We start from the raw sequence: 19,981 nt of genomic DNA, 5'->3' as shown, positions 1-19,981 counted from the left end.
TGGTGACCACATCAAAGTGTCACCATCTTCGTATGTCAATGCTCGTCTGATCGGCTGTGGAGAACCGTGGCGCGAGGACGACGCTGCCCCGCCGGCGACACCGGCGGGGCAGCGAGGAGGAGCAAGGTGCGGCTCAGTACGACTTCGGCAACCCGAGCGAGTGCATGGCCACGAAGTTGAGGATCATCTCGCGGCTCACCGGGGCGATGCGGCCCAGGCGCGCGGCCACCAGCATGTTGCCGAGGCCGTACTCCTGGGTGAGGCCGTTGCCGCCGTGGGTGTGGACGGCGACGTCGGTGGCGTTGCAGGCAACCTCGCCGGCGGCGTACTTGGCCATGTTGGCGTACTCGCCGGCGGTGAAGTCGTCGCCGGCGTCGTAGAGCGCGGCCGACTTCTGCATGAGCAGGCGGGCCTGCTCGAGCTCGATCTTGATCTTGGCCAGCGGGTGGGCGATGCCCTGGTGGGCGCCGATGGGGGTGTCCCTCCACACCGAGCGCTCCTTGGCGTAGGCCACGGCCTTGTCGAGCGCGTACCTGGCCATGCCGAGGCTCATCGCGGCACCCATGATGCGCTCGGGGTTGAGGCCGGCGAAGAGCTGCCAGAGTCCGCCGTCCTCGTCGCCGATGAGGTGGTCGGCGGGCAGGCGGACGTCGTCGATGAAGAGGGTGAACTGCTTCTCCGGCGCCGACCACGACATCGGGATCACCTGCTTGGTGAAGCCCGGGGAGTCGGTCGGGACGACGAACAGCGCGGGCTTGAGCTTGCCGGTCTTGGCGTCCTCGGTGCGCGCGACGATGAGCACCGACTGCGCCTCGTCCACACCGGAGATGTAGGTCTTCTGACCCGACAGCACCCACTCGTCGCCGTCGCGGCGCGCGGTGGTGGTGATGTTGTGGGAGTTCGAGCCCGCGTCGGCCTCGGTGATGCCGAAGGCCATGAGGTGGGTGCCGTCGGCGATGCCGGGCAGCCAGCGGCGCTTCTGCTCCTCGGTGCCGCAGCGGGCGATGATCGAGCCGTTGATGGCGGGCGAGACCACCATCATCAGCAGCGGGGCGCCGGCGGCACCGGCCTCCTCCAGCACCGCGGCGAGGTCGGCCATGCCGCCGCCACCGCCGCCGTACTCCTCGGGGATGTTGACGCCCAGGAAGCCGTGGGCCCCCATGTCGAGCCACATCTCCGTCATCTTGCCGCCCTCCTGGGCCTGCTTGACGACGTACTCCTGGCCGTACTTGCCGGCGAGCTTCGCCACGGCCTCGCGCAGCGCGACGCGCTCCTCGGGCTCGGTGAACATGGTCTCGGTCATCACTGCTCTCCTTGTGCTGCGCCGGCGGCGGCCGACTCTGAACCGGATTCAGCGGCCGCCTCGGCGGCCGGCTCGACGACAGCGAGCACGGCGCCCGCCTCGACCTGCGCCCCGGCCGTGGCCGGGAGCTCGCTGACGGTGCCCGCGTAGGGCGCCGAGATCGTGTGCTGCATCTTCATCGCCTCCATGACGACGATGGGCTGGCCCTCGGCCACCACGTCGCCCACCGATGCCCGGACGGCGACGACGCTGCCCGGCATGGGCGCGAGCAGCGACCCGGCCGCGACCTGCGAGGCGGGGTCGACGAAGCGCGCCACCTTGGTGAGCGGGTAGTGCCCGGCGGGCGAGTCGACGTCGACCCGGTCGCCGTCGATGCTCACCTCGATCGTGGTGGCGAGACCGTCGTGGACGACCTCCACCTCCCACCCCGTCGCCGTACGCACGGCACGGGGGGCGGTGAGCCCCTCGACCTCGCCGTAGGCGTCGACGAAGCGGTAGCCCCCGCTGCGCTCGGGCCGCCACCCGACCTCCACCTCGGTGTCGCCCAGCGCGAAGCGGACGACGCGCGGGCCGGCGTCCACGGTGCGGAAGCCGGGGCGGATGCGCTGCTGCACACCGCGCCGCTCGACGGCCGCCTGGGTCCACGCGACGGCGGCCGCGAACAGCGCGGCGGCCTGGTCGACCGGCCGGCCGGGGGTGCCCGGGCTCAGCGATCGCAGGTCCTCGGTGTCGAGGAAGGTGGTGGTCATGCGGCCCTCGACCACCACCGGGTGGCGCAGCAGTTCGACGAGGAGGTCGCGGTTGGTGGCGATGCCGTGCAGCCGCGAGCGCTGGAGCGCCCCGGCGAGGCGGCGCAGCGCCTCCTCACGGGTGGGCGCGTAGGCGATCACCTTGGCGATCATGGCGTCGTAGAAGGTGCCGATCGCATCGCCGGTGCCGACGCCGGAGTCCAGGCGCACGCCCGCCTCCGCCGGGCCGGCGAAGGAGGCGACGACGCCGGGCACCTCGAAGCGGGTGAGCCGACCGCTCTGCGGCTGGTAGCCGTGGGCCGGGTCCTCGGCGTAGAGGCGCACCTCGACGGCGTGCCCGCGCGGCTCGCCGACCTCGACGTCGGGCACGCGGCCCTCGGCGACGGCGATCTGGAGCGCCACGAGGTCGAGGCCGTAGACCGCCTCGGTGACGGGGTGCTCGACCTGCAGGCGGGTGTTCATCTCGAGGAAGTAGAAGCGGTCCTTGGCGGCGTCGTAGAGGAACTCCACCGTGCCGGCGCCTCGGTAGTCGATGGCCTCGGCGGCCGCCTTGGCCGCTGCGTGCAGCGCCGTGCGGGTGGTGGCGGGCAGGCCGGGCGCGGGTGCCTCCTCGATCACCTTCTGGTGGCGGCGCTGCACCGAGCAGTCGCGCTCGCCGAGCACGATCGTGCCCTCGGGGGTGCCGAGCACCTGGACCTCGATGTGGCGGCCGGTCTCGACGTACGGCTCGACGAACACGGTGCCGTCGCCGAAGGCCGAGACCGCCTCCGAGGAGGCCTGCTCGACGACGTCGCCGAGGTCGTCGAGCCGGCGCACGATGCGCATGCCGCGCCCGCCGCCGCCCGCGCTGGCCTTCACCAGCAGCGGGAGGTCGGCCTCGGTGGCGGTGTCGGCGGTGAGGTTGCCGAGCACCGGGACGCCGGCGGCCTCCATGAGCTTCTTGGACTCGATCTTCGAGCCCATCGACTCGATGGACGCCGGGTCCGGGCCCACCCAGGTGAGGCCGGCGTCGACGACCGCGCGGGCGAACGCGGCGTTCTCGGACAGGAAGCCGTAGCCGGGGTGGATCGCGTCGGCTCCGGCCTTGAGCGCGGCGGCGATGACGAGGTCGCCGCGCAGGTAGGTCTCGGCCGGGGTGTTGCCGGGGAGGCGGACGGCGACGTCGGCGTCGCGCACGAACGGCAGGTCGGCGTCGGCGTCGGAGTGCACGGCGACGGTGGCGATGCCGAGGTCGCGGCAGGTGCGGAAGACGCGACGGGCGATCTCGCCGCGGTTGGCGACGAGGAGCCGGGTGATGGTGGTCATGGCTGCTCTCCCTCAGAGCCTGAAGACGCCGAAGTTCATGGCGCCCTCGATCGGCTGGTTGGCGATCACGCTCAGGCAGATGCCCAGCACGGTGCGGGTGTCGCGCGGGTCGATGACGCCGTCGTCGTACACCAGACCCGAGAGCACGTACGGCAGCGACTGCTCCTCGATGGTGGCCTCGACCATCGCCTTCACGCCGGCGAAGCCCTCGGCGTCGAAGGGCTGGCCCTTCTTCTGCGCCGACTCGCGCGCGACGATCTCCATGACGCCGGCCAGCTGCGCCGGACCCATCACGGCCGACTTGGCCGAGGGCCAGGTGAAGAGGAAGCGGGGGTCGTAGGCGCGTCCGTTCATGCCGTAGTTGCCGGCGCCGTAGGAGGCGCCCATGATCACGGTGAGGTGCGGCACGGTGGAGTTGGAGACCGCGTTGATCATCTGCGCGCCGTGCTTGATGATGCCGTTCTGCTCGTACTCCTTGCCGACCATGTAGCCGGTCGTGTTGTGCAGGAACAGCAGCGGGGTGTCCTTGGCGTTGGCCAGCTGGATGAACTGCGCGGCCTTCTGCGCCTCCTGGCTCATCAGCACCCCGCGGGCGTTGGCGAGGATGCCGATCTCATGGCCGTGCAAGCGCGCCCACCCCACGCACAGGGCCGTGCCGTAGAGCGGCTTGAACTCGTCGAAGGCGACCTCGTTGCCGGGCCCCGCGCCGTCGACGATGCGCAGGATGGCCTCGCGCGGGTCGAAGGGCTCCTTGAGGTCGGTGGGGATCAGGTCGAGCAGCTCGTCGGGGTCGAGGTCGGGCTCCGCGTAGTCCGTGGACGGCGTGGGGCCGGCCTTGCGCCAGTTGAGCCGGGCCACGGTGCGGCGCGCCAGGCGGATCGCGTCGCGCTCGTCGACGGCGAGGAAGTCGCTCAGTCCCGAGGTGCGCGAGTGCATCTCGGCGCCGCCGAGGCTCTCGTCGTCGGTCTCCTCGCCGGTGGCCATCTTCACCAGCGGCGGGCCGGCGAGGAAGACCTTCGCGCCCTCCTTGACCATGATCACGTAGTCGCTCATGCCCGGGATGTAGGCGCCGCCGGCCGTGGAGTTGCCGAAGACCACCGAGATCGTGGGCTGCTTGCGCGCGGAGGCGCGGGTGAGGTCGCGGAAGCCGCGGCCGCCGGGGATGAAGAGGTCCTTCTGCGTGGGCAGGTCGGCGCCGCCGGACTCGGTGAGGTTGATGACCGGGAGGTTGTTCTTCTCCGCGATCTCGTTGGCGCGGAAGGACTTGCGCAGCGACCACGGGTTGAGGGCCCCGCCCTTGACGGTGGGGTCGTTGGCCACGATGAGGCACTCGACGCCCTCGACGACGCCGATGCCGGTGACGAGCGAGGCGCCCACGGCGAAGTCGCTGCCCCAGCCCGCGAGCGGCATCAGCTCGAGGAAGGCGGCGTCCTCGTCGATGAGCAGCTCGATGCGCTCGCGCGCGGTGAGCTTGCCGCGCTGGCGGTGGCGCTCGATGTACTTGCCGCCCGCCTCCACGGCCTTGGCCAGCTCGGCGTGCAGCTCGTCGAGCTTGGCCTCCATGGCCGCGCGGCGGGTCTCCTCGACGCTCGGCTCCGGGTTCGACCCAGGCCCGGGCCCGGGTGCCTGCTGCTCGTCCTGGACGGCGGTCATGCGCCGGCTCCCTTCTGCTGCTCGACGACGGCGCGCATGCGCTCGAGCGTGGTGCGCATGCCGCGCTCGTTGGTGCGGCTGCGCAGCGGGCCCAGCAGCGTCCAGTAGATCCGCACCGGCAGGGCCGGGCTGAGGCGGAAGTACTCGGTGACCCGGGTGCCGCCGTTCTCGGGCTGGATGCGGTAGCCCCAGGTGTTGATGGGGTTCTTGTCGAGCCCGACGGAGAACTCGAAGCGCTCGTTCGGCACGCAGTCGGTGACGGTGCACGGCGTCCAGTAGGTGGGGCCGACGCCGTTGCGCTTCACGTGGCCGCGGAAGCGCGCGCCCTTCGCGGGGCCGGTGGCGCCGTGGGTCCACTCGGCCTCGAAGGTCTCGGGCGAGAACTCCCCGATGCGCGTGACGTCGCTGATGAGGGCCCACACCTGCTCGACCGGGGCCGCCATGTGCACGGTGACCTCTCCGCCGAGCGGCCTGATGAGCCCCTTGAGCGCGGCCATCAGGCGTAGCCCAGCATCTTCGCGGCGAGGTCGGTGAGCACCTCGGTGGCGCCGCCGCCGATGGGCAGCAGGCGGGCGTCGCGGTAGTGCCGCTCGACCTCCATGCCGTGCATGTAGCCGGCGCCGCCGAAGAGCTGCACCGCCATGTCGGACACCGCCACCGCGGCGTCCACGGCCGTCTGCTTGGCCAGGCAGGCCTCGGCGATGACCTGCTCGCCCGCGACGTGCCGGGCGGCGACGTCGAGGGTGTAGGTGCGCGCGACCTCGGCCTGGCGGCGCATCTCGACGAGCTTCGCGCGCACCACCTGGTTCTTGATGAGCGGCTTGCCGAAGGTCTCGCGGTCGCGGGCCCACTGCGCGGCCAGATCGACGCAGCGCATCGCGTGGCCGTAGCCCATGAGGGCGAGGAAGATGCGCTCGACGACGAACTGCTCGGCGATGTAGTAGAAGCCGTGGTTCTCCTCGCCGACGAGGTTCTCCACCGGCACGCGGACGTCGGCGAACGACAGCTCTGCGGTGTCGGAGCAGTGCCAGCCCATCTTCTTGAGGCTGCGCTGCACGGTGAAGCCGGGCGTGCCCTTGTCGACCACGATCAGCGACACCCCGGCGTGCCCGGCCTCGCCGGTGCGGCAGGCGGTGACGACGAAGTCGCCGCGCACCGCGGAGGTGATGTAGGTCTTGGCGCCGTTGATGACGTAGTGGTCGCCGTCGCGCACCGCGCGGGTGGTGATGCCCGCGACGTCGGAGCCGCCGCCCGGCTCGGTGATGCCGAGCGAGCCGATCTTCTCGCCGGCGAGCGTCGGACGCACGTAGGTATCGACGAGGTACGGGCTGCCGTTGGCGATCATATGCGGCACTGAGATGCCGTGGGTGAACAGCGAGGCCATCAGACCGCCCGACGCCCCGGCGTCCATGAGCCCCTCCTGCAGCGCGCAGGCGTCGAGCAGGTCGCCGCCGTCGCCGCCGAACTCCTCGGGGTAGCCGACGCTCAGCAGCCCCGCCTTGGCGGCGGCCTGGGTGAGGCTGCGCGGCAGCTCGCCGGCGTCCTCCCACTCCTGCAGGCTCGGCACGATCTCGCGGTGGGCGAACTCGGTGGCGGCGGCCTTGAGCGCGGTGCGCTCCTCGTTCCAGCGCATTCAGCGCTCCTTCGGGTGGGTGGGGTGGGTGGCGGGCCGGGGGTCGTCGATTGGTGCCAAACCGCAACAAAAGCCCGGCAAATGTTGTGGTTTGGCGCCAAACCGCAACCCCCGACCAACGAGGGCGGCGGACCGCACAGCGGCGAAATGGGTCATACGAGGTCCTCCTGCACGTGCACGATGCGGCTGCGCAGCCACTCACCGAGGCCCTTGGCCTGGGGGTCGAAGCGCGTGGACGCCGCGACGCCGTCGCCCAGCAGGCCCTCGATGACGATGTTGACGGCGCCGAGGTTCGGCAGGAGGTAGACCTCGACGGGCAGGTCGCGGGCCTCGGGCACGAGCTCGCGCACCTTGCGGGGCTTCATCAGCTTGGCCAGCCACTGCACGCGCGCGGCGTGCTTCGGCGAGCCGTCGTTCTTGACCCAGAGGCCGATGTTGGCGTTGCCGCCCTTGTCGCCGGAGCGGGCGTGGACGAAGGTGCCGAGCGGCATCCGGCGGGTGATCGAGTCGGCGGGTGCGGGGTACGGCGACGGGCGCACACCGAGCTGCGGGTCGAGCTCGTCGGGAGCGGTGTGCTCGACGAAGACGGTGGGGTCGGCGATCACCTCCCGTCGTCCGTCATGGTGGACGACGGTGTGCTCGACCGCGGATCGCTCGACGTACTCGGGCGTGTAGACGCCGAACGGGGACGGCTTGCCGGGAGGGCCGGTCATCGTGAAGCCCGGGTAGGAGGCCAGCGCCAGCTCGACGGCGGGGCCGGTGAAGGGCTTGCCGACCGGGCCGGGCTGGGGGTCCTTCGCGATGCATCGCAGGAGCACCGAGGCGCCCTCCTCGGTGTCGGCGTCGCCACCGCGGGCCGGTGTCTGGGTCCAGGTGACCTCGGCGGCGGTGAAGGCATCGTCCAGCTGCAGGCGCAGCCAGTCGGCCTTGGCGTCGACGTCGAGCCCGGTCAGCACGAACTCCATCTGGTTGCGGTAGCCGCCGAGCTTGTTGACCGCGACCTTGAGCCTCTCGGCCGGCGGCAGGCCCTGCACGCCGCTGATCTCGACGCGGTCGTCGCCGACCTCGCGCAGGCGGATCGTCTCGAGCCGGGTGGTGACGTCGGGGTTGAGGTAGCGGGTGGTCTGGATCTCGTAGAGCAGCTGCGCGGTGACGGTGTCGATCGTGACGGCTCCGCCGGTGCCCTCGTGCTTGGTGATCACGCTCGTGCCGTCGGCGGCGATCTCGGCGATCGGGAAGCCGAGGGGGGCGCCGAGGCGACCGGCGCGGGCGAGCTCGCGGAAGCCCGAGAAGTTGCCGCCGGTGGCCTGCGTGCCGCACTCGATCACGTGCCCGGCCACTACCGCACCGGCCAGCGCGTCGAGGTCGTCGTGACCCCAGCCGTGGTGGGCGATCGCGGGGCCGACGACCACGGAGGCGTCGGTGACGCGGCCGGTCACCACGACGTCCGCGCCCTCGCGCAGGGCGGCGGCGATGCCGAACGCGCCGAGGTAGGCGTTGGCCGTGAGGGCGCCGTCGAAGCGGCCGGTGGCACGCAGGTCGTCGCCCTCGACATGGGCGACCTTCACCTCGACCCCGAGCCGCTCGGCCAGCTCGCGCACCTTCGCGGCCAGTCCGGCGGGGTTGAGCCCGCCGGCGTTGGCGACGATGCGCACCCCGCGCTCCAGGGCCGTGCCGAGGGTGTCCTCGAGCTGGGTGAGGAAGGTGCGGGCGTAGCCGAGGCCGGGATCCTTGAGGGTGTCCATGCCGAGGATGAGCATGGTGAGCTCAGCGAGGTAGTCGCCCGTGATGACGTCGACCTCGCCGCCCTCGAGCTGCTCGCGCAGCGCAGAGAGCCGGTCGCCGTAGAAGCCGGAGCAGTTGGCGACGCGCAGCGCCGTGCTCATGCCGCACCTCCCGTCGCCGCGCGCCCGCCGCCGGCCGGCCCGGCGAAGGCCTGCGCGATGCGCAGCCACTGCTCGGCGCCCTCCCCCGCGGCGACGAGGTCGGTGTCGTCGCGGTGCACGCGCTGGGTGACCAGGCGGCAGAAGTCCCACGCGGATCCGCTCACCCGCTCGCTCGCGTCGTCCGCGCCCCAGGTCCACACCTCGCCGTTCGGCGCGGTGAGCTCGACCCGCACCTCGCCCCCGGGCGCCTCCAACCCGTTGTTGGCGAACGAGAAACCCCGCGTGCGGACGCCGATGTGGGCCACGTGCCGGATCCGGTCGCTCGCCTGCGCGGGCACCCCGAGGGCGTCGTGGACGTCGAGCGCGTGGGCCCAGGTCTCCATGAAGCGCGCCGTGGCCATCGAGGTCGGCGACATCGGCGGCCCGAACCACGGCATCTTCTGCCCCTCGGGCACGGCGTGGAGCGCGGTCGCCAGCGCGGCGCGGCCGGCGTCCCAGCGGGCGAGGAGGTCGGCGGGAGCCGTGGCGCCGACGGTGAGCGCGCCGGCGTCCACGAAGCCGTCGGGGTCGGCGATGGCTCCGAGGACGACGTCGTCCCAGGCGGCCTTGCCCTCCGCCGTGTGGGCGCCGGCGGCGAGCACGGCGACCTCGTCGGTCCACGCGAGGTGGCCCACGGTGGTGGCGATCGACCAGCCCTCGGCCGGGGTGGGCCTGGCCCAGCCAGCGTCGTCGAGACCGGCCACGAGCGAACGCAGCGCGTCGCCCTCGGCGGTGAGATCGGCCAGGACGTCGTCGAGGACGCTCATGCCTCGCCTTCCGGTGTCGCGAGGGCCGCGTCGAAGGTGCGCGCCCACTCGGTGAGGATGCGCCGGCGCCGGGCGGCGTCGTCGCTGATCGTGTTGGCGAGGCCGAGTCCGCGCACGAGGTCGAGGGTGGCCTGCACCAGCTCGCGGACGCCGGGTCGCGACTCGTCGGCACCGAGCAGCTCGACCGTGAGCCGGTGGGTCTCGCGACCGACGTGCTGCTCGAGCGGGGCGACGGCGGCCAGCAGCGTGGCGTCGGAGCGCGCGGCCACCCACAGCTCGAGGGCGGCGGTGAACACGGGCGAGCTGAAGTGCTCGCCGAGCATGTGCATCACGGCCTCGGTGCGCCCCGGGCCCTGCGGCAGGCGCGCCGCAGCAGCCTCGAGTTCCGAGCCGCGGATCTCGGTGATGTGCGCGACCGCCGCGACCACCAGGTCGTTCTTGGTCGGGAAGTGGTGAAGCTGGGCGCCGCGGCTCACCCCGGCCCGCTCGGAGACGAGCGTGGTCGTGGTGCCCGAGAAGCCGCGCTCGACCAGGAGCTCGACGGTGGCCTCCATGAGCCGCAGCCGCATGACGCGGGTGCGCTCCTCCTGGGGCACCCGCGTCGTCGTCATGCGACCAGGATGGGCCCGTCACTTACAAACAGTCAAGCCTGACTTTAAGTTGTCCCGCTGGCCGACGCCCCCTCAGTCGATCCGAGCCACGAGGGGCAGGCGACCGCGGGCGGCGAGGCCGACGGCGCCCGCGGTGAGCAGCGGCAGCCCGAGGACGACGATCGCCACCTGCAGCCACGGCACGGCGAAGACGTCGCCGGCCTGGGAGGCGCCGATCGCGTGGCCGATCGTCAGGCCCGGCACGAAGCCGACCCCGGTCCCGAGCACGGCACCGACGCCGCCCACCACCAGCGCGTAGGACGCCGCGACCCGACGCCGTGTGCGCGGCCGGGCGCCGACGGCCGCCATGGTGGCGAGGTCGGGACGGGCGTCGGAGAGCGCGAGGAAGGTGGCGGTGAGGGTGCCGCCGAGCATCAGCACGGCACCGAGGAGCACGAGCACCCAGCGGATGATCCGCGACGCGTCATCCGGCTGGTAGCCGCGCTCGACGTAGAAGTAGCCGCCGCTGCCGATCGCGGCCACGCTCTCGCTCACGGCCTTCTGCTCCTCCGCGCTGATGCCGGGCGGCACGACGAGGCCGGCCGGCGTCGCGGTCAGCTTCAGCCGCGGGAGCAGCGAGGGCGGGACGATGCCCGACGCGGAGGTGTAGGTCGCATCGATCGCCACCACGTGCACGGGTGCGGTGAGCGTGGTCTGGGTCTGCTCGCCGGACTCGGCGAAGAGGTCGACGGTGAAGCGAGCGTCGGGGATCTCGCGCGAGCCCTCGTTCGCGGCGGGAACGAGCGCCACCACCTCGCCGCGCCCCAGGGCCGCGCGGGCCGCGCGCTGCTGGCCGTCGGGCACCCCGAGGAAGGCCGGCACCGCGTCGTCGACCACCCACGACGTGCCGAGGGAGGAATAGGTTCCGAAGGGCAGGGACTCCTCGCCCTCGCTGATCGAGAGGTCGCTGAACTCGACCCCGTCGCGCGGCGAGGCCAGGCCGGAGACCGTCGTGGCCCGCCCCGGCCCGAGCTCGCGGACGACGGCCCCGAGCGTCGCATCGATGTCGGCCGAGCCGGTGGTGACCGCGCCCCACCCCATCGGCAGCTGCGCGGTGTAGTCGCGGTCCTGCGCGGCGTCCTGGGTCGAGAGCGCGATGCCGAGGGTGACGACCCCGGCCACCGATGCCGCCACTGCCGCCACCGCGGGCACGGTGCGGGTGCGGTGGCGTGCGGCGTCGCGGGCGGCGAAGCGCACCGACAGAGGCAGCCGGGAGGCGGCACGGGACAACCCGGCGACGCTCACGCCGACCAGACCGATCATGCCGAGAACCGAGAGCAGCGCCGAGGCGGCCACCAGCGGCGGCGACACCGAGCCCGACCGGGAACCGAGCACACCGCAGGCGACGCCGGCGCCGATGAGCACCAGGCCGATCGCGGGCGAGCGACCCGACACCCGCCCCTCGCCGCGTCGTCCGCCGAGCACGGCGACGACGTCGAGGCGCGAGGCCGAGACCGCGGGCACCACCGCGGCCGCGACGGCGGCGACGAACCCGAAGATCGCCACGATCGCCAGCAGGGGCCACGGCACCTCGAAGGGCCCGAACCACGCGAAGGAGGTGCGCTGCGCGATCGGCACCGCCAGCGCGCCCAGACCGATGCCGAGGAGGATCCCGGCGACTCCGCCGACGGTGCCGATGACCACGCCGGAGGCCAGCACCGTGCGTCGGGCCTGCGCGGGCGTCGCGCCCACGGCCGCCACCAGCGCGAGGGTGCGCGCCTGCGCCTTGGCGCGGACGGCGAAGGCCGGCCCGGCCAGCAGCACGACCTCGAGCAGCACCATGGTGACGACGAGGGCGAGCGTGGTCACGACGATCTCGTCGACCGGCTCACTGGTGTCGGCGATCTCGGGCGCCAGCGCGCTGTCGGGCGGCGGGTCGGAGAGGACGGCGCGGGAGTCGGCGAGCAGTCCCACCGCGTTGAGGCGCTGGACGTCGTCCCAGCTGACCGGAGAGCCTCCCACCAGCCACGACTGCTGGACGAGCGGGCTGCCGTCGGGCAGGAGCACCGGTGCGCCCAGCGCTCCCGGCACGACGCCGAGGATCGGCCCGCCGCGAGCGGCGGCGTTCTCGGCGACGCCGACGATGCGCAGCGTCGCGCGCCGCTCGCCGTCGGGTGTCTTCTGCACCGTCGTCAGGGTGTCGCCGATGCTCTGGCCGCGCTCGACCACGCGGGGGTTGACCAGGACCTCGCCCCGGGCGGTGGGGTAGCGGCCGGACTCGAGGCGGAACAGGCCCCGCGTGAGTGGGTCGCCGAACGCGGTCTCGACGTACCCGGCGGCGGCGCGGCCCCCGGGCACCTCGAAGTCGATCGCGTCCTTCACGATCGGGGCGACCGGGCGTCGTCCGAGCACCTTCTCGATGGCGGCGCGCGTCGCGCCAGCCGAGGCGGTGCTCGGCTCGCCGTCGCTGAAGGTGGCGTCCTGGGAGTCGAAGGCCTGGGCCACCCTCGCAGCGCCACCGGGCGTCACGATGGCCTGCGCGGCGCCCATGCGGCGATCGATGCCCTCGGCCGTTGACACGTCCGCCGTGCGCCACACCACGGCCGCGGCCGACACCGCGACCACCGGCAGCATGACGAGGAGCAGCATCAGCGCCGTCTGGCCGCGACGGCGCAGCGCCTCGCGGCGAGCCAGGCGCAGTGCGATGCGCCAGCTCGCGACCCGACCGGCCATCAGGCCGAGGCCTCGGAGTGCACGAGGACGTCGACCGGGTCGGCGCCCGTCTCGTCGACGACGACGCCGTCGCGCAGGAACACCACGCGATCGGCCCAGGCGGCGTGGCGCGCCTCGTGGGTGACGAGGACGCCGGCCGCGCCGGCGTCGCAGCGCGCGCGGATCAGGCGCAGCACCTCCTCGCCGGTCTCGGTGTCGAGCGCGCCGGTGGGCTCGTCGGCGAGGATCAGCCGCCGCTCGCCCACCACGGCGCGGGCGATGGCGACGCGCTGCTGCTGACCGCCCGACATCTCGTCGGGGAAGCGGTCGGCGAGCTCGCCGAGCCCCACCTCCTCGAGTGCCGCGCGCGCCTCGGCTCGGGCCTGCTTGGCTCCGATGCCGTCGAGCTCGCGGGGCAGCGCGACGTTCTCGGCGGCGGTGAGCGCGGGCACCAGGTTGTAGCCCTGGAAGACGTAGCCGATGGAGGTGCGCCGCATGCGGGCGCGGCCGGCGGTGTCGAGGCCGACCAGGTCGGTGCCCTCGACGAGCACCGCGCCGGACGTCGGGCTGTCGAGGCCGCCGGCGATAGTGAGCAGCGTGGACTTGCCGGAGCCCGAGGGCCCCATGACGGCCACGAGCTCGCCGGCGTGGGCGGAGAAGGTGATGCCGCGCAGGGCGTGCACCTCGGTGGCGCCGGAGCCGTGGACGCGCGTGACGTCGCGCAGGTGGAGCAGGGGGTTCATCGAGTACCTCCGAGGGGGGTCGGCGGGGTGGGACGGAGCGGGTCGGCGGAGGAGGAGTCGTCGTCGGCCGCGACGAGGTGGACGTCGTGGGTGCGGCGCAGGCGGGCGCGGGCGTCGTCCAACCAGCGCCGCTCGGCGCGGTCGAGGCGACGGACCTGGGGCTGCAGCAGTGCGCTCATCGGCCGACCTCCTCGCCCCGGGGGCGGTCGACGGGGGCGGACGCCGGCCCGGGAACGGCGTCCACGCCCCGCTCGCCCGAGCGACGCTCGACCGCGGCCCGGCGCAGGCGCGCCTCGCAGTGGTCGAGCCACCTGACCTCCGCCTCGGCGGCGAAGACGAGGGAGTCGAGCACCAGGCTCCAGGCGAGGTCGGCGGGGGCCAGATCGCCCGGGGCGCCGGCGCCGCGCTTGAGGCGGGTGTAGTCCTGCAGGGCGGCCATCGTGGCGCTGCGCTGCTGCTGGATGACCGTGCCGACGTCGACCCCGGGCACGGTGACGGCCAGCGCGAGCTTGATCGCGAGCTCGTCACGCGGAGGCTGCGTGCGCGCCACCGGCGTGGTGAACCAGGCGCTCACCTCGCCGCGACCGGACTCGGTGATCCGGTAGACGACGTGGCCCTCGTCGTCCTCGCCCTCGACGGCGACGAGGCCGTCGCGCTCGAGGCGGGTGAGGGTCGTGTAGACCTGGCCGACGTTGAGCGGCCAGGTGGTGCCGGTGCGCTGCTCGAACTCGGCGCGCAGCTGGTAGCCGTACATCGGCTCCTGCTCGAGCAGGGCGAGGAGTGCGTGCTTGACGGACATGGGGCCTCCCGAGGGGCTGGACCACCCGGCGTGCATACCGGGTATGGCGATACGCGGACGCTATACCCGGTATAGGGGGCTTGTCGAGACTCCTCGTCGACCGGCGTGGCGCATCGACCACACTGGCGCCATGGCCGCACCCACGATCCTCATCACCGGCGCGTCGAGCGGGCTCGGCGCCGAGATGGCCCGCCAGTTCGCTGCGAAGGGCTACGACCTCGCGCTCGCCGCCCGCCGCCTCGAGCTGCTCGAGGAGCTGCGCGGCGAGATCGTCGCCGCGCACCCCGAGCGGCGCGTCGTCGTCCGCGCGCTCGACGTGACCGACCACGATGCGGTGTTCGAGGTGGTGCGCGGCTTCCGCGACGACCTCGGGCGCCTCGACCGCATCGTCGTCAACGCCGGGCTCGGCAAGGGCGCGAAGCTCGGCACCGGTCGCTTCGACGCCAACCTGCAGACCGCGATGACCAACTTCGTCGGCGCGCTCGCCCAGACCGAGGCGGCGATGGAGGTGTTCCGCGCCCAGGAGGCCGGTCACCTGGTGATGATCTCGTCGGTGTCGGCCCTGCGGGGCATGCCGTCGGCGATGACCACCTACGCCGCCACCAAGGCCGGCGTCGCGCACCTCGCCGAGGGCGTGCGCACCGAGCTCTACGGCACGAAGCTGCAGAAGAAGATCAAGGTCACCGTGCTCTACCCGGGCTACATCCGCTCGGAGATGAACGCCCACGTCGACCAGGCGACGCCGCTCATGGCCTCCACCGAGAAGGGCGTGGCCTCGATGGTCGCGGCCATCGAGAAGGAGGTCGCCGACGCCTGCGTGCCGCAGCTGCCGTGGACGCCGCTCGGCCAGGTCATCAAGCACGCGCCGCTGGCCGTGGTGAAGCGGCTGATCTGACGGCCTCAGCGGTAGGTGACGAGCTCGCGCGGCAGGTGCGGGTGCTCGTTGAACGTCAGTAGCCGCGCGCCGGTGGGCCCGACGATCACCCGCGTCACCGCGGAGTTCACCACCACGGTGTTGAAGCGCGACCAGGTGGGGCCGAGATCTGCTGCGGCCGGCAGCACGAGTGAGGCGGCGAGCGCGGCGATCACGCCTCCCGAGGTGAGGACCAGCGTCGGCCCGGGACGCTCGGCGGCGGCGTGGAGTGCGCGGGCGGCGCGGGTGGCGAACGTCGTCCACGACTCGGGGTAGACGCCCTCGGACGCGCCCGTCCAGTGCGCGGTGGCCTGCTCGAAGTGGGCCTGGAAGGTGCGGCGGTCGGCGTCGTGGGGCACCACCGCGCCGGTGAGCTCGGCGTAGCGGGCGAGCACCGCCAGGTGGTCGAACTCGGCCCAGTCGGCGTCCTCCTGCACGGCCTCGCCGTCCGCCGGCCAGTGCGCTCCCTCGGCGATCGCCTCCCAGCTCTCGCGATGGCGCCGCATCCCACCGTGCACCACGCTCGCGGGCACCGGCCCGTGCTCGGCCAGCCAGCGCCCGAGCGTCCGCCCCTGCTCCCAGCCCGTGGGTGAGAGGACGTCGTAGTCGTCGGCGCCGAAGGAGGCCTGCCCGTGCCGCACGAGCAGCAGCACGCCCATCAGGCCGCGCTCACGAGGCGCCGGCGAGGATCGCGCGGCAGCGCTGCTCGAGGTAGGCGACCGCCGGGCCGAAGACCGCGTAGGCCTCGTTGGTGGTCTGCTTCGTGGCGTAGCGATACCAGATCTGCTGGGCGATCACGGCGAGGCGGAACAGCCCGTAGACCTCGTAGAAGCGCCACTGCGCGTCGGTGAGCGAGCGCCCGGTGCGCTCGAGGTAGGCGTCGACGACCTGCTGGCGGGTCCACATGCCCGGCTCGGTGGTGGGCTGGCGCCGGAAGGCGAGGAAGAATTCGTCGTCGCCCGCCTCCACCCAGTAGGCGAGCGTGCACCCGAGGTCCATGAGCGGGTCGCCGACGGTGGCCAGCTCCCAGTCGAGCACGCCGACGATGCGGGTGGGGTCGTCGGGGTCGAGCACCATGTTGTCGAAACGGAAGTCGTTGTGGATCATCGCGACGCCGACGTCGCCCGGCTGGTGTGCGGCCAGCCAGTCGGTGATGTCGCTCCAGTCGCCGGTGTCGTCGGTGCGGGCGTTCGCGAGGCGCGTCGTCCACCCGGAGATCTGGCGGGCCACATAGCCATCGCCCTTGTGCAGCGCGGCCAGGCCGGGGACGGCGGCGACGTCGACGGCGTGCAGGGCGACGAGGGTGTCGACGGCGGCGCTGCACAGGGCATCGGCCTGCGCGGGCGTCACCGGGAAGCCGAAGTCGCGGCGCGGGATGAGGCCGTGCAGGCGCTCCATCACGTAGAGCTCGCTGCCGATCGGGCTCGCGTCGGCGTCGGTGTGGGCGACCATCGTGGCGACCTGCGGGAACACCGGCGCGAGGGCGGCCTGGATGCGGTACTCGCGGCCCATGTCGTGCGCGCCGCGGGCCTTGGTGCCCGCGGGCGGGCGGCGCAGGATCAGCTCGGGACCCTCGGCCATGCGCAGCAGGTAGGTGAGGTTCGAGGCGCCGCCGGGGAACTGGCGCACCTCGGTGATCGGCCCGCGCCCCAGCCAGGCCTCCACGGCCGCGACGTCGAACGCATCCTCCTCGCGGACCGGTCGCGACTCCTCGCGCTCCTCGCTCATCGGGCCTCCTCCTGCTCCTCGCCGGCGGCCGAGGCGGCGGCGATCTGGTCCAACCGCTTCGCCTGGTGGCGCATCACCGCGTCGTAGCCGGCGCGGTCGTGCTGCTTCAGCGCGTAGGCGCCGCGGGCGGCCTCGTCGGGCACGATCAGCTCCTCGCCCCGTTCCAGCCCGGCGAGGACGGCGGCCGCGATGTCGTCGGCGGAGATCGGTGAGTCCTCGACGAGTCGCGCCATGACCTGCTGCAGGGCGGCATCGCGCCCCTGCACGCCCGCCATGAGGTTGGTGCGGAAGTAGGAGGGGCACACCACGTGCGCCGTGACGCCGTGGGCGGCGAGCTCGTGGCCGGTGGTCTCGGTGAGCGCGACGACGGCGGCCTTGGTGGCGTTGTAGCCGGCCATGCCGGCAGGGTGCACGAGCCCGGCCAGCGAGGCGATGTTGACGATCCGCCCGCTCCCCTGGGCCTTGAACATCGGAGTGAAAGTGGCCGTGCCGCGCACCGCACCCAGCAGGTTGATATCGACGAGGCGCTGCCACTCGTCGATGCCGCTGACCTCGAGCCGCCCGCCACCCGCGATGCCGGCGTTGTTGACCAGGACGTCGAGCCCGCCCCACTCCCGCTCGACGTGGGCCAGCGCCCCCGCCCAGTCGTCGTCCGAGGTGACGTCCAGGGCCAGGTCCGCGCCCGGGGTGCGGTCGGTGCGCAGCACCCGCGCCCCCCGCTCCTCCCAGGCCTGCGCGAGAGCCGCGCCGAGTCCTGAAGCGGCGCCGGTGATCAGGACGCGCGGTGTGGTGCCGTTCACATCGGCGACCCTAACGGGCGCGGCCGCATGGGGCAGATTCACCGGCCGGCCGGTGAAACCCCCGCTTGGACGAGGGAACTTCGTCGTCCAAGCGGGGGTTTCGTCGTCCAAGACGACCGATCAGGCGGGGAAACCCTTGCCCGAGGCCGCCAGCTCGCGCAGCCACGGGGTGGCGGAGAAGCGGTCGCCGTACTTCGCGGCCAGCTCGTCGGCGCGCTTGAGGAAGGCGTTGAGGCCGATCTCGCCGGTCTCCTTGTCCTCGTAGCCGGTCATGAACTGGGCGGCGCCACCGGTGTTCGGGGGGAAGCCGATGCCCATGATCGAGCCGATGTTCGCGGCGGCCGCCGAGGTGATGACGCCCTCCTCGAAGCACTTCGCGGTCTCCAGGGCCTCCGCGAACAGCATGCGGTCGCGGATGTCCTGGATGTCGGGCTGCTCGTCGGCGACGGGGAACTGCTCGGCGAGGCCGGACCAGATCGAGCCGCGCTTGCCGTCGACGTACTCGTAGAAGCCGGCACCGCGCAGACGACCCGGGCGACCGAGCTCGAGCATCTTCTCGACCACGGCGATGCCCGGGTGCTCGGGCGTGGTGACGCCGTCGCGCTCGTTGGCCTCGCGGGTGGCCTTGGCGATCTTGGCCATGAGCTCCATGTTGAGCTCGTCGGTGAGCTGCAGCACCGGGGCCGGGTAGCCGGCCGAGGTGGTGGCGCGCTCGATCGAGTACGGCGCCACGCCCTCGGCGAGCATCGCCAGGCCCTCGTTGACCATGAAGCCGATGACGCGCGAGGTGTAGAAGCCGCGGCTGTCGTTGACCACGATCGGCGTCTTGCGGATCTGCAGGACGACGTCGTAGGCCTGCGCGAGCGCCTCGTCGGAGGTCTCCTTGCCGGCGATGATCTCGACGAGCGGCATCTTGTCGACGGGGCTGAAGAAGTGCAGGCCGATGAAGCGGGGGCGGTGCGCCTCGTCCTCGAGACCGGCCGCCAGCTCGCTGATCGGCAGGGTCGAGGTGTTGGAGCACAGCAGGGCGCCGGGCGCGAGGTGCGGCAGGATCTCGGCGAACACCTTGGCCTTGAGCGAGGGGTCCTCGAAGACGGCCTCGACGACGAGGTCGGCGCCCGCGGCGTCGGCGGCGTCGGCGGTGGCGGTGATGCGGCCGAGCAGCTCGGCCTTCTTCTCCTCGGTGGACTTGCCGCGGCTGATGGCCTTGTCGAGGATGCCCTCGGAGTAGGCCTTGCCCTTCTCGGCCGCCTCGGTCGAGATGTCCTTCAGCACGACCTCGACGCCCGACTTCGCCAGCACGTAGGCGATACCGGCGCCCATCATGCCGGCACCGAGGACGACGGCCTTCTTGGCCTTGTAGGGCTCGATGCCCTGCGGGCGCAGCGAGCCGGCGTTGATCGCCTGCAGGTCGAAGAAGAACGCCTGGATCATGTTCTTCGAGCCCTGGTTGACGATCAGGTTCGTCAGGTAGCGGCTCTCGATGCGCGAGGCGGTGTCGAAGTCGACCAGCGCACCCTCGACCGCGGCCGAGAGGATCGCGCGGGCCGCGGGGTAGACTGCACCCTTGGTCTGCTTGCGCAGCAGCGCCGGGAAGGCGGGCAGGAAGCCGGCCAGCGCGGGCGACTTCGGCGAACCGCCCGGCATCTTGTAGCCGGGGGCGTCCCACGGGTTGAGGGCGGCCTCGGGGTTGGCCTTGATCCACGCCTTCGCGGCGGGGATCAGGGCGTCCTGGCTGTCGACGACCTCGTCGATGACACCCTTCTTCAGCGCCGCCTCGGGGCCGAACTGCGCGCCCTGGAGCAGGATGTCCATGAGCGCGGTCTGCAGGCCCCACTTGCGCACGGCGCGGGTGACGCCGCCGCCGCCGGGCAGCAGGCCGAGGCTGGCCTCGGGCAGACCGATCTTGATCTTGGAGTCGTTGACGGCGATGCGGTGCTGGGCGGCCAGCGTGATCTCGTAGCCGCCGCCGAGCGCGGCGCCGTTGATGGCGGCCACGACGGGCTTCGGGAAGAGCTCGAGGCGGCGCAGCGCCTTCTTCACGTTCTCCGCCATCGCGAGGACGTCGGTGGCGTCGGCCGGGGTGGCCTCCACCATGCCCTTGAGGTTGCCGCCGGCGAAGAAGGTCTTCTTGGCCGAGGCGATGACGACGCCGGTGACGTCGTCGGCCTCGGCGTAGAGGCGCTCCACGGCGTCGGCCATCGAGCTGATGTACAGCTCGTTCCTGGTGTTGGCGCTGGCGTTGGGGTCGTCGAGGGTCAGGGTGACGATGCCGTCGGCGTCACGCTCGTAGCGCACGGCGGTCTGGGTGTCGGTGCTCACTGTTGTTCCTGTTCGTTCAATGAGGAGAGATCGAGGACG

General features: G+C 72.6%; 17 protein-coding genes. 1 reads left to right on the top strand and 16 read right to left on the bottom strand.

Translation table 11 applies throughout. The features are described 5' to 3' along the window. Positions 1-133 precede the first annotated feature (133 nt). From ACERUN_RS17130 to ACERUN_RS17075, 12 genes are all read right to left on the bottom strand, one after another. On the bottom strand, positions 134-1,303 hold the full coding sequence (locus ACERUN_RS17130) for an acyl-CoA dehydrogenase family protein (protein WP_370291254.1): 1,170 nt from the start codon (positions 1,301-1,303) through the stop codon (positions 134-136). Next, complete coding sequence (locus ACERUN_RS17125; protein WP_370291253.1) at positions 1,303-3,357, bottom strand: biotin carboxylase N-terminal domain-containing protein; 2,055 nt, start codon at positions 3,355-3,357, stop codon at positions 1,303-1,305. Before ACERUN_RS17125 ends, ACERUN_RS17130 begins: the two co-directional genes overlap by 1 nt. 12 nt (positions 3,358-3,369) lie before the next feature. Further along, positions 3,370-4,920, bottom strand: a complete 1,551-nt coding sequence (locus tag ACERUN_RS17120; RefSeq protein WP_370291275.1) for an acyl-CoA carboxylase subunit beta — start codon at positions 4,918-4,920, stop codon at positions 3,370-3,372. An 86-nt stretch (positions 4,921-5,006) separates the two neighbouring features. Then, positions 5,007-5,507, bottom strand: coding sequence for an SRPBCC family protein (locus ACERUN_RS17115; RefSeq protein WP_370291252.1), 501 nt, complete (start codon positions 5,505-5,507; stop codon positions 5,007-5,009). Continuing rightward, positions 5,507-6,643 (bottom strand): acyl-CoA dehydrogenase family protein, encoded by a 1,137-nt coding sequence (locus ACERUN_RS17110; protein ID WP_370291251.1) that lies wholly within the window; start codon positions 6,641-6,643, stop codon positions 5,507-5,509. Before ACERUN_RS17110 ends, ACERUN_RS17115 begins: the two co-directional genes overlap by 1 nt. A gap of 152 nt (positions 6,644-6,795) precedes the next feature. Beyond that, positions 6,796-8,529 carry an acyclic terpene utilization AtuA family protein gene (locus ACERUN_RS17105; protein WP_370291250.1) on the bottom strand — a complete coding sequence of 578 codons (1,734 nt, stop codon included), beginning with the start codon at positions 8,527-8,529 and terminating at the stop codon, positions 6,796-6,798. Beyond that, the gene (locus tag ACERUN_RS17100) at positions 8,526-9,335 is read right to left on the bottom strand and encodes a TIGR03084 family metal-binding protein (protein WP_370291249.1); all 810 of its coding nucleotides are present in this window, start codon (positions 9,333-9,335) and stop codon (positions 8,526-8,528) included. The genes ACERUN_RS17105 and ACERUN_RS17100 overlap by 4 nt, the downstream gene beginning before the upstream one ends. Next, the gene (locus ACERUN_RS17095; RefSeq protein ID WP_370291248.1) at positions 9,332-9,946 is read right to left on the bottom strand and encodes a TetR/AcrR family transcriptional regulator; all 615 of its coding nucleotides are present in this window, start codon (positions 9,944-9,946) and stop codon (positions 9,332-9,334) included. Before ACERUN_RS17095 ends, ACERUN_RS17100 begins: the two co-directional genes overlap by 4 nt. A 72-nt stretch (positions 9,947-10,018) precedes the next feature. Next, the gene (locus ACERUN_RS17090; protein WP_370291247.1) at positions 10,019-12,658 is read right to left on the bottom strand and encodes an FtsX-like permease family protein; all 2,640 of its coding nucleotides are present in this window, start codon (positions 12,656-12,658) and stop codon (positions 10,019-10,021) included. Continuing rightward, positions 12,658-13,380 (bottom strand): ABC transporter ATP-binding protein, encoded by a 723-nt coding sequence (locus ACERUN_RS17085; protein WP_370291246.1) that lies wholly within the window; start codon positions 13,378-13,380, stop codon positions 12,658-12,660. The genes ACERUN_RS17090 and ACERUN_RS17085 overlap by 1 nt, the downstream gene beginning before the upstream one ends. Next, a complete protein-coding gene (locus ACERUN_RS17080) occupies positions 13,377-13,559 on the bottom strand; it encodes a hypothetical protein (protein ID WP_370291245.1) in 183 nt (60 codons plus the stop codon). Before ACERUN_RS17080 ends, ACERUN_RS17085 begins: the two co-directional genes overlap by 4 nt. Then, positions 13,556-14,179, bottom strand: a complete 624-nt coding sequence (locus tag ACERUN_RS17075) for a PadR family transcriptional regulator (RefSeq protein ID WP_370291244.1) — start codon at positions 14,177-14,179, stop codon at positions 13,556-13,558. Before ACERUN_RS17075 ends, ACERUN_RS17080 begins: the two co-directional genes overlap by 4 nt. Positions 14,180-14,309: 130 nt before the next feature. Between ACERUN_RS17075 and ACERUN_RS17070 the strand changes: the two genes are divergently transcribed. Then, positions 14,310-15,074, top strand: a complete 765-nt coding sequence (locus ACERUN_RS17070) for an SDR family oxidoreductase (RefSeq protein ID WP_370291243.1) — start codon at positions 14,310-14,312, stop codon at positions 15,072-15,074. A gap of 5 nt (positions 15,075-15,079) precedes the next feature. Here the strand turns inward: ACERUN_RS17070 and ACERUN_RS17065 are convergent, their stop codons facing one another. The 4 genes from ACERUN_RS17065 to ACERUN_RS17050 all read right to left on the bottom strand — a co-directional run bounded on the left by ACERUN_RS17065 (position 15,080) and on the right by ACERUN_RS17050 (position 19,942). After that, positions 15,080-15,751: a histidine phosphatase family protein gene (locus tag ACERUN_RS17065; protein ID WP_370291242.1), complete on the bottom strand. Its 672-nt coding sequence runs from the start codon at positions 15,749-15,751 to the stop codon at positions 15,080-15,082. Between the two features lie 10 nt (positions 15,752-15,761). Next, a complete protein-coding gene (locus ACERUN_RS17060; RefSeq protein ID WP_370291241.1) occupies positions 15,762-16,820 on the bottom strand; it encodes a phosphotransferase family protein in 1,059 nt (352 codons plus the stop codon). Then, positions 16,817-17,620: an SDR family NAD(P)-dependent oxidoreductase gene (locus tag ACERUN_RS17055; protein WP_370291240.1), complete on the bottom strand. Its 804-nt coding sequence runs from the start codon at positions 17,618-17,620 to the stop codon at positions 16,817-16,819. The genes ACERUN_RS17060 and ACERUN_RS17055 overlap by 4 nt, the downstream gene beginning before the upstream one ends. 120 nt (positions 17,621-17,740) lie before the next feature. Continuing rightward, positions 17,741-19,942, bottom strand: a complete 2,202-nt coding sequence (locus ACERUN_RS17050; RefSeq protein WP_370291239.1) for a 3-hydroxyacyl-CoA dehydrogenase NAD-binding domain-containing protein — start codon at positions 19,940-19,942, stop codon at positions 17,741-17,743. Positions 19,943-19,981: the final 39 nt, after the last annotated feature.

This window comes from Nocardioides sp., from assembly GCF_964229035.1.
Taxonomy (GTDB): domain Bacteria; phylum Actinomycetota; class Actinomycetes; order Propionibacteriales; family Nocardioidaceae; genus Nocardioides.
The sequence above is the reverse complement of the archived record's forward strand: the minus strand, read 5'-3'. Positions and strand labels throughout refer to the sequence as shown.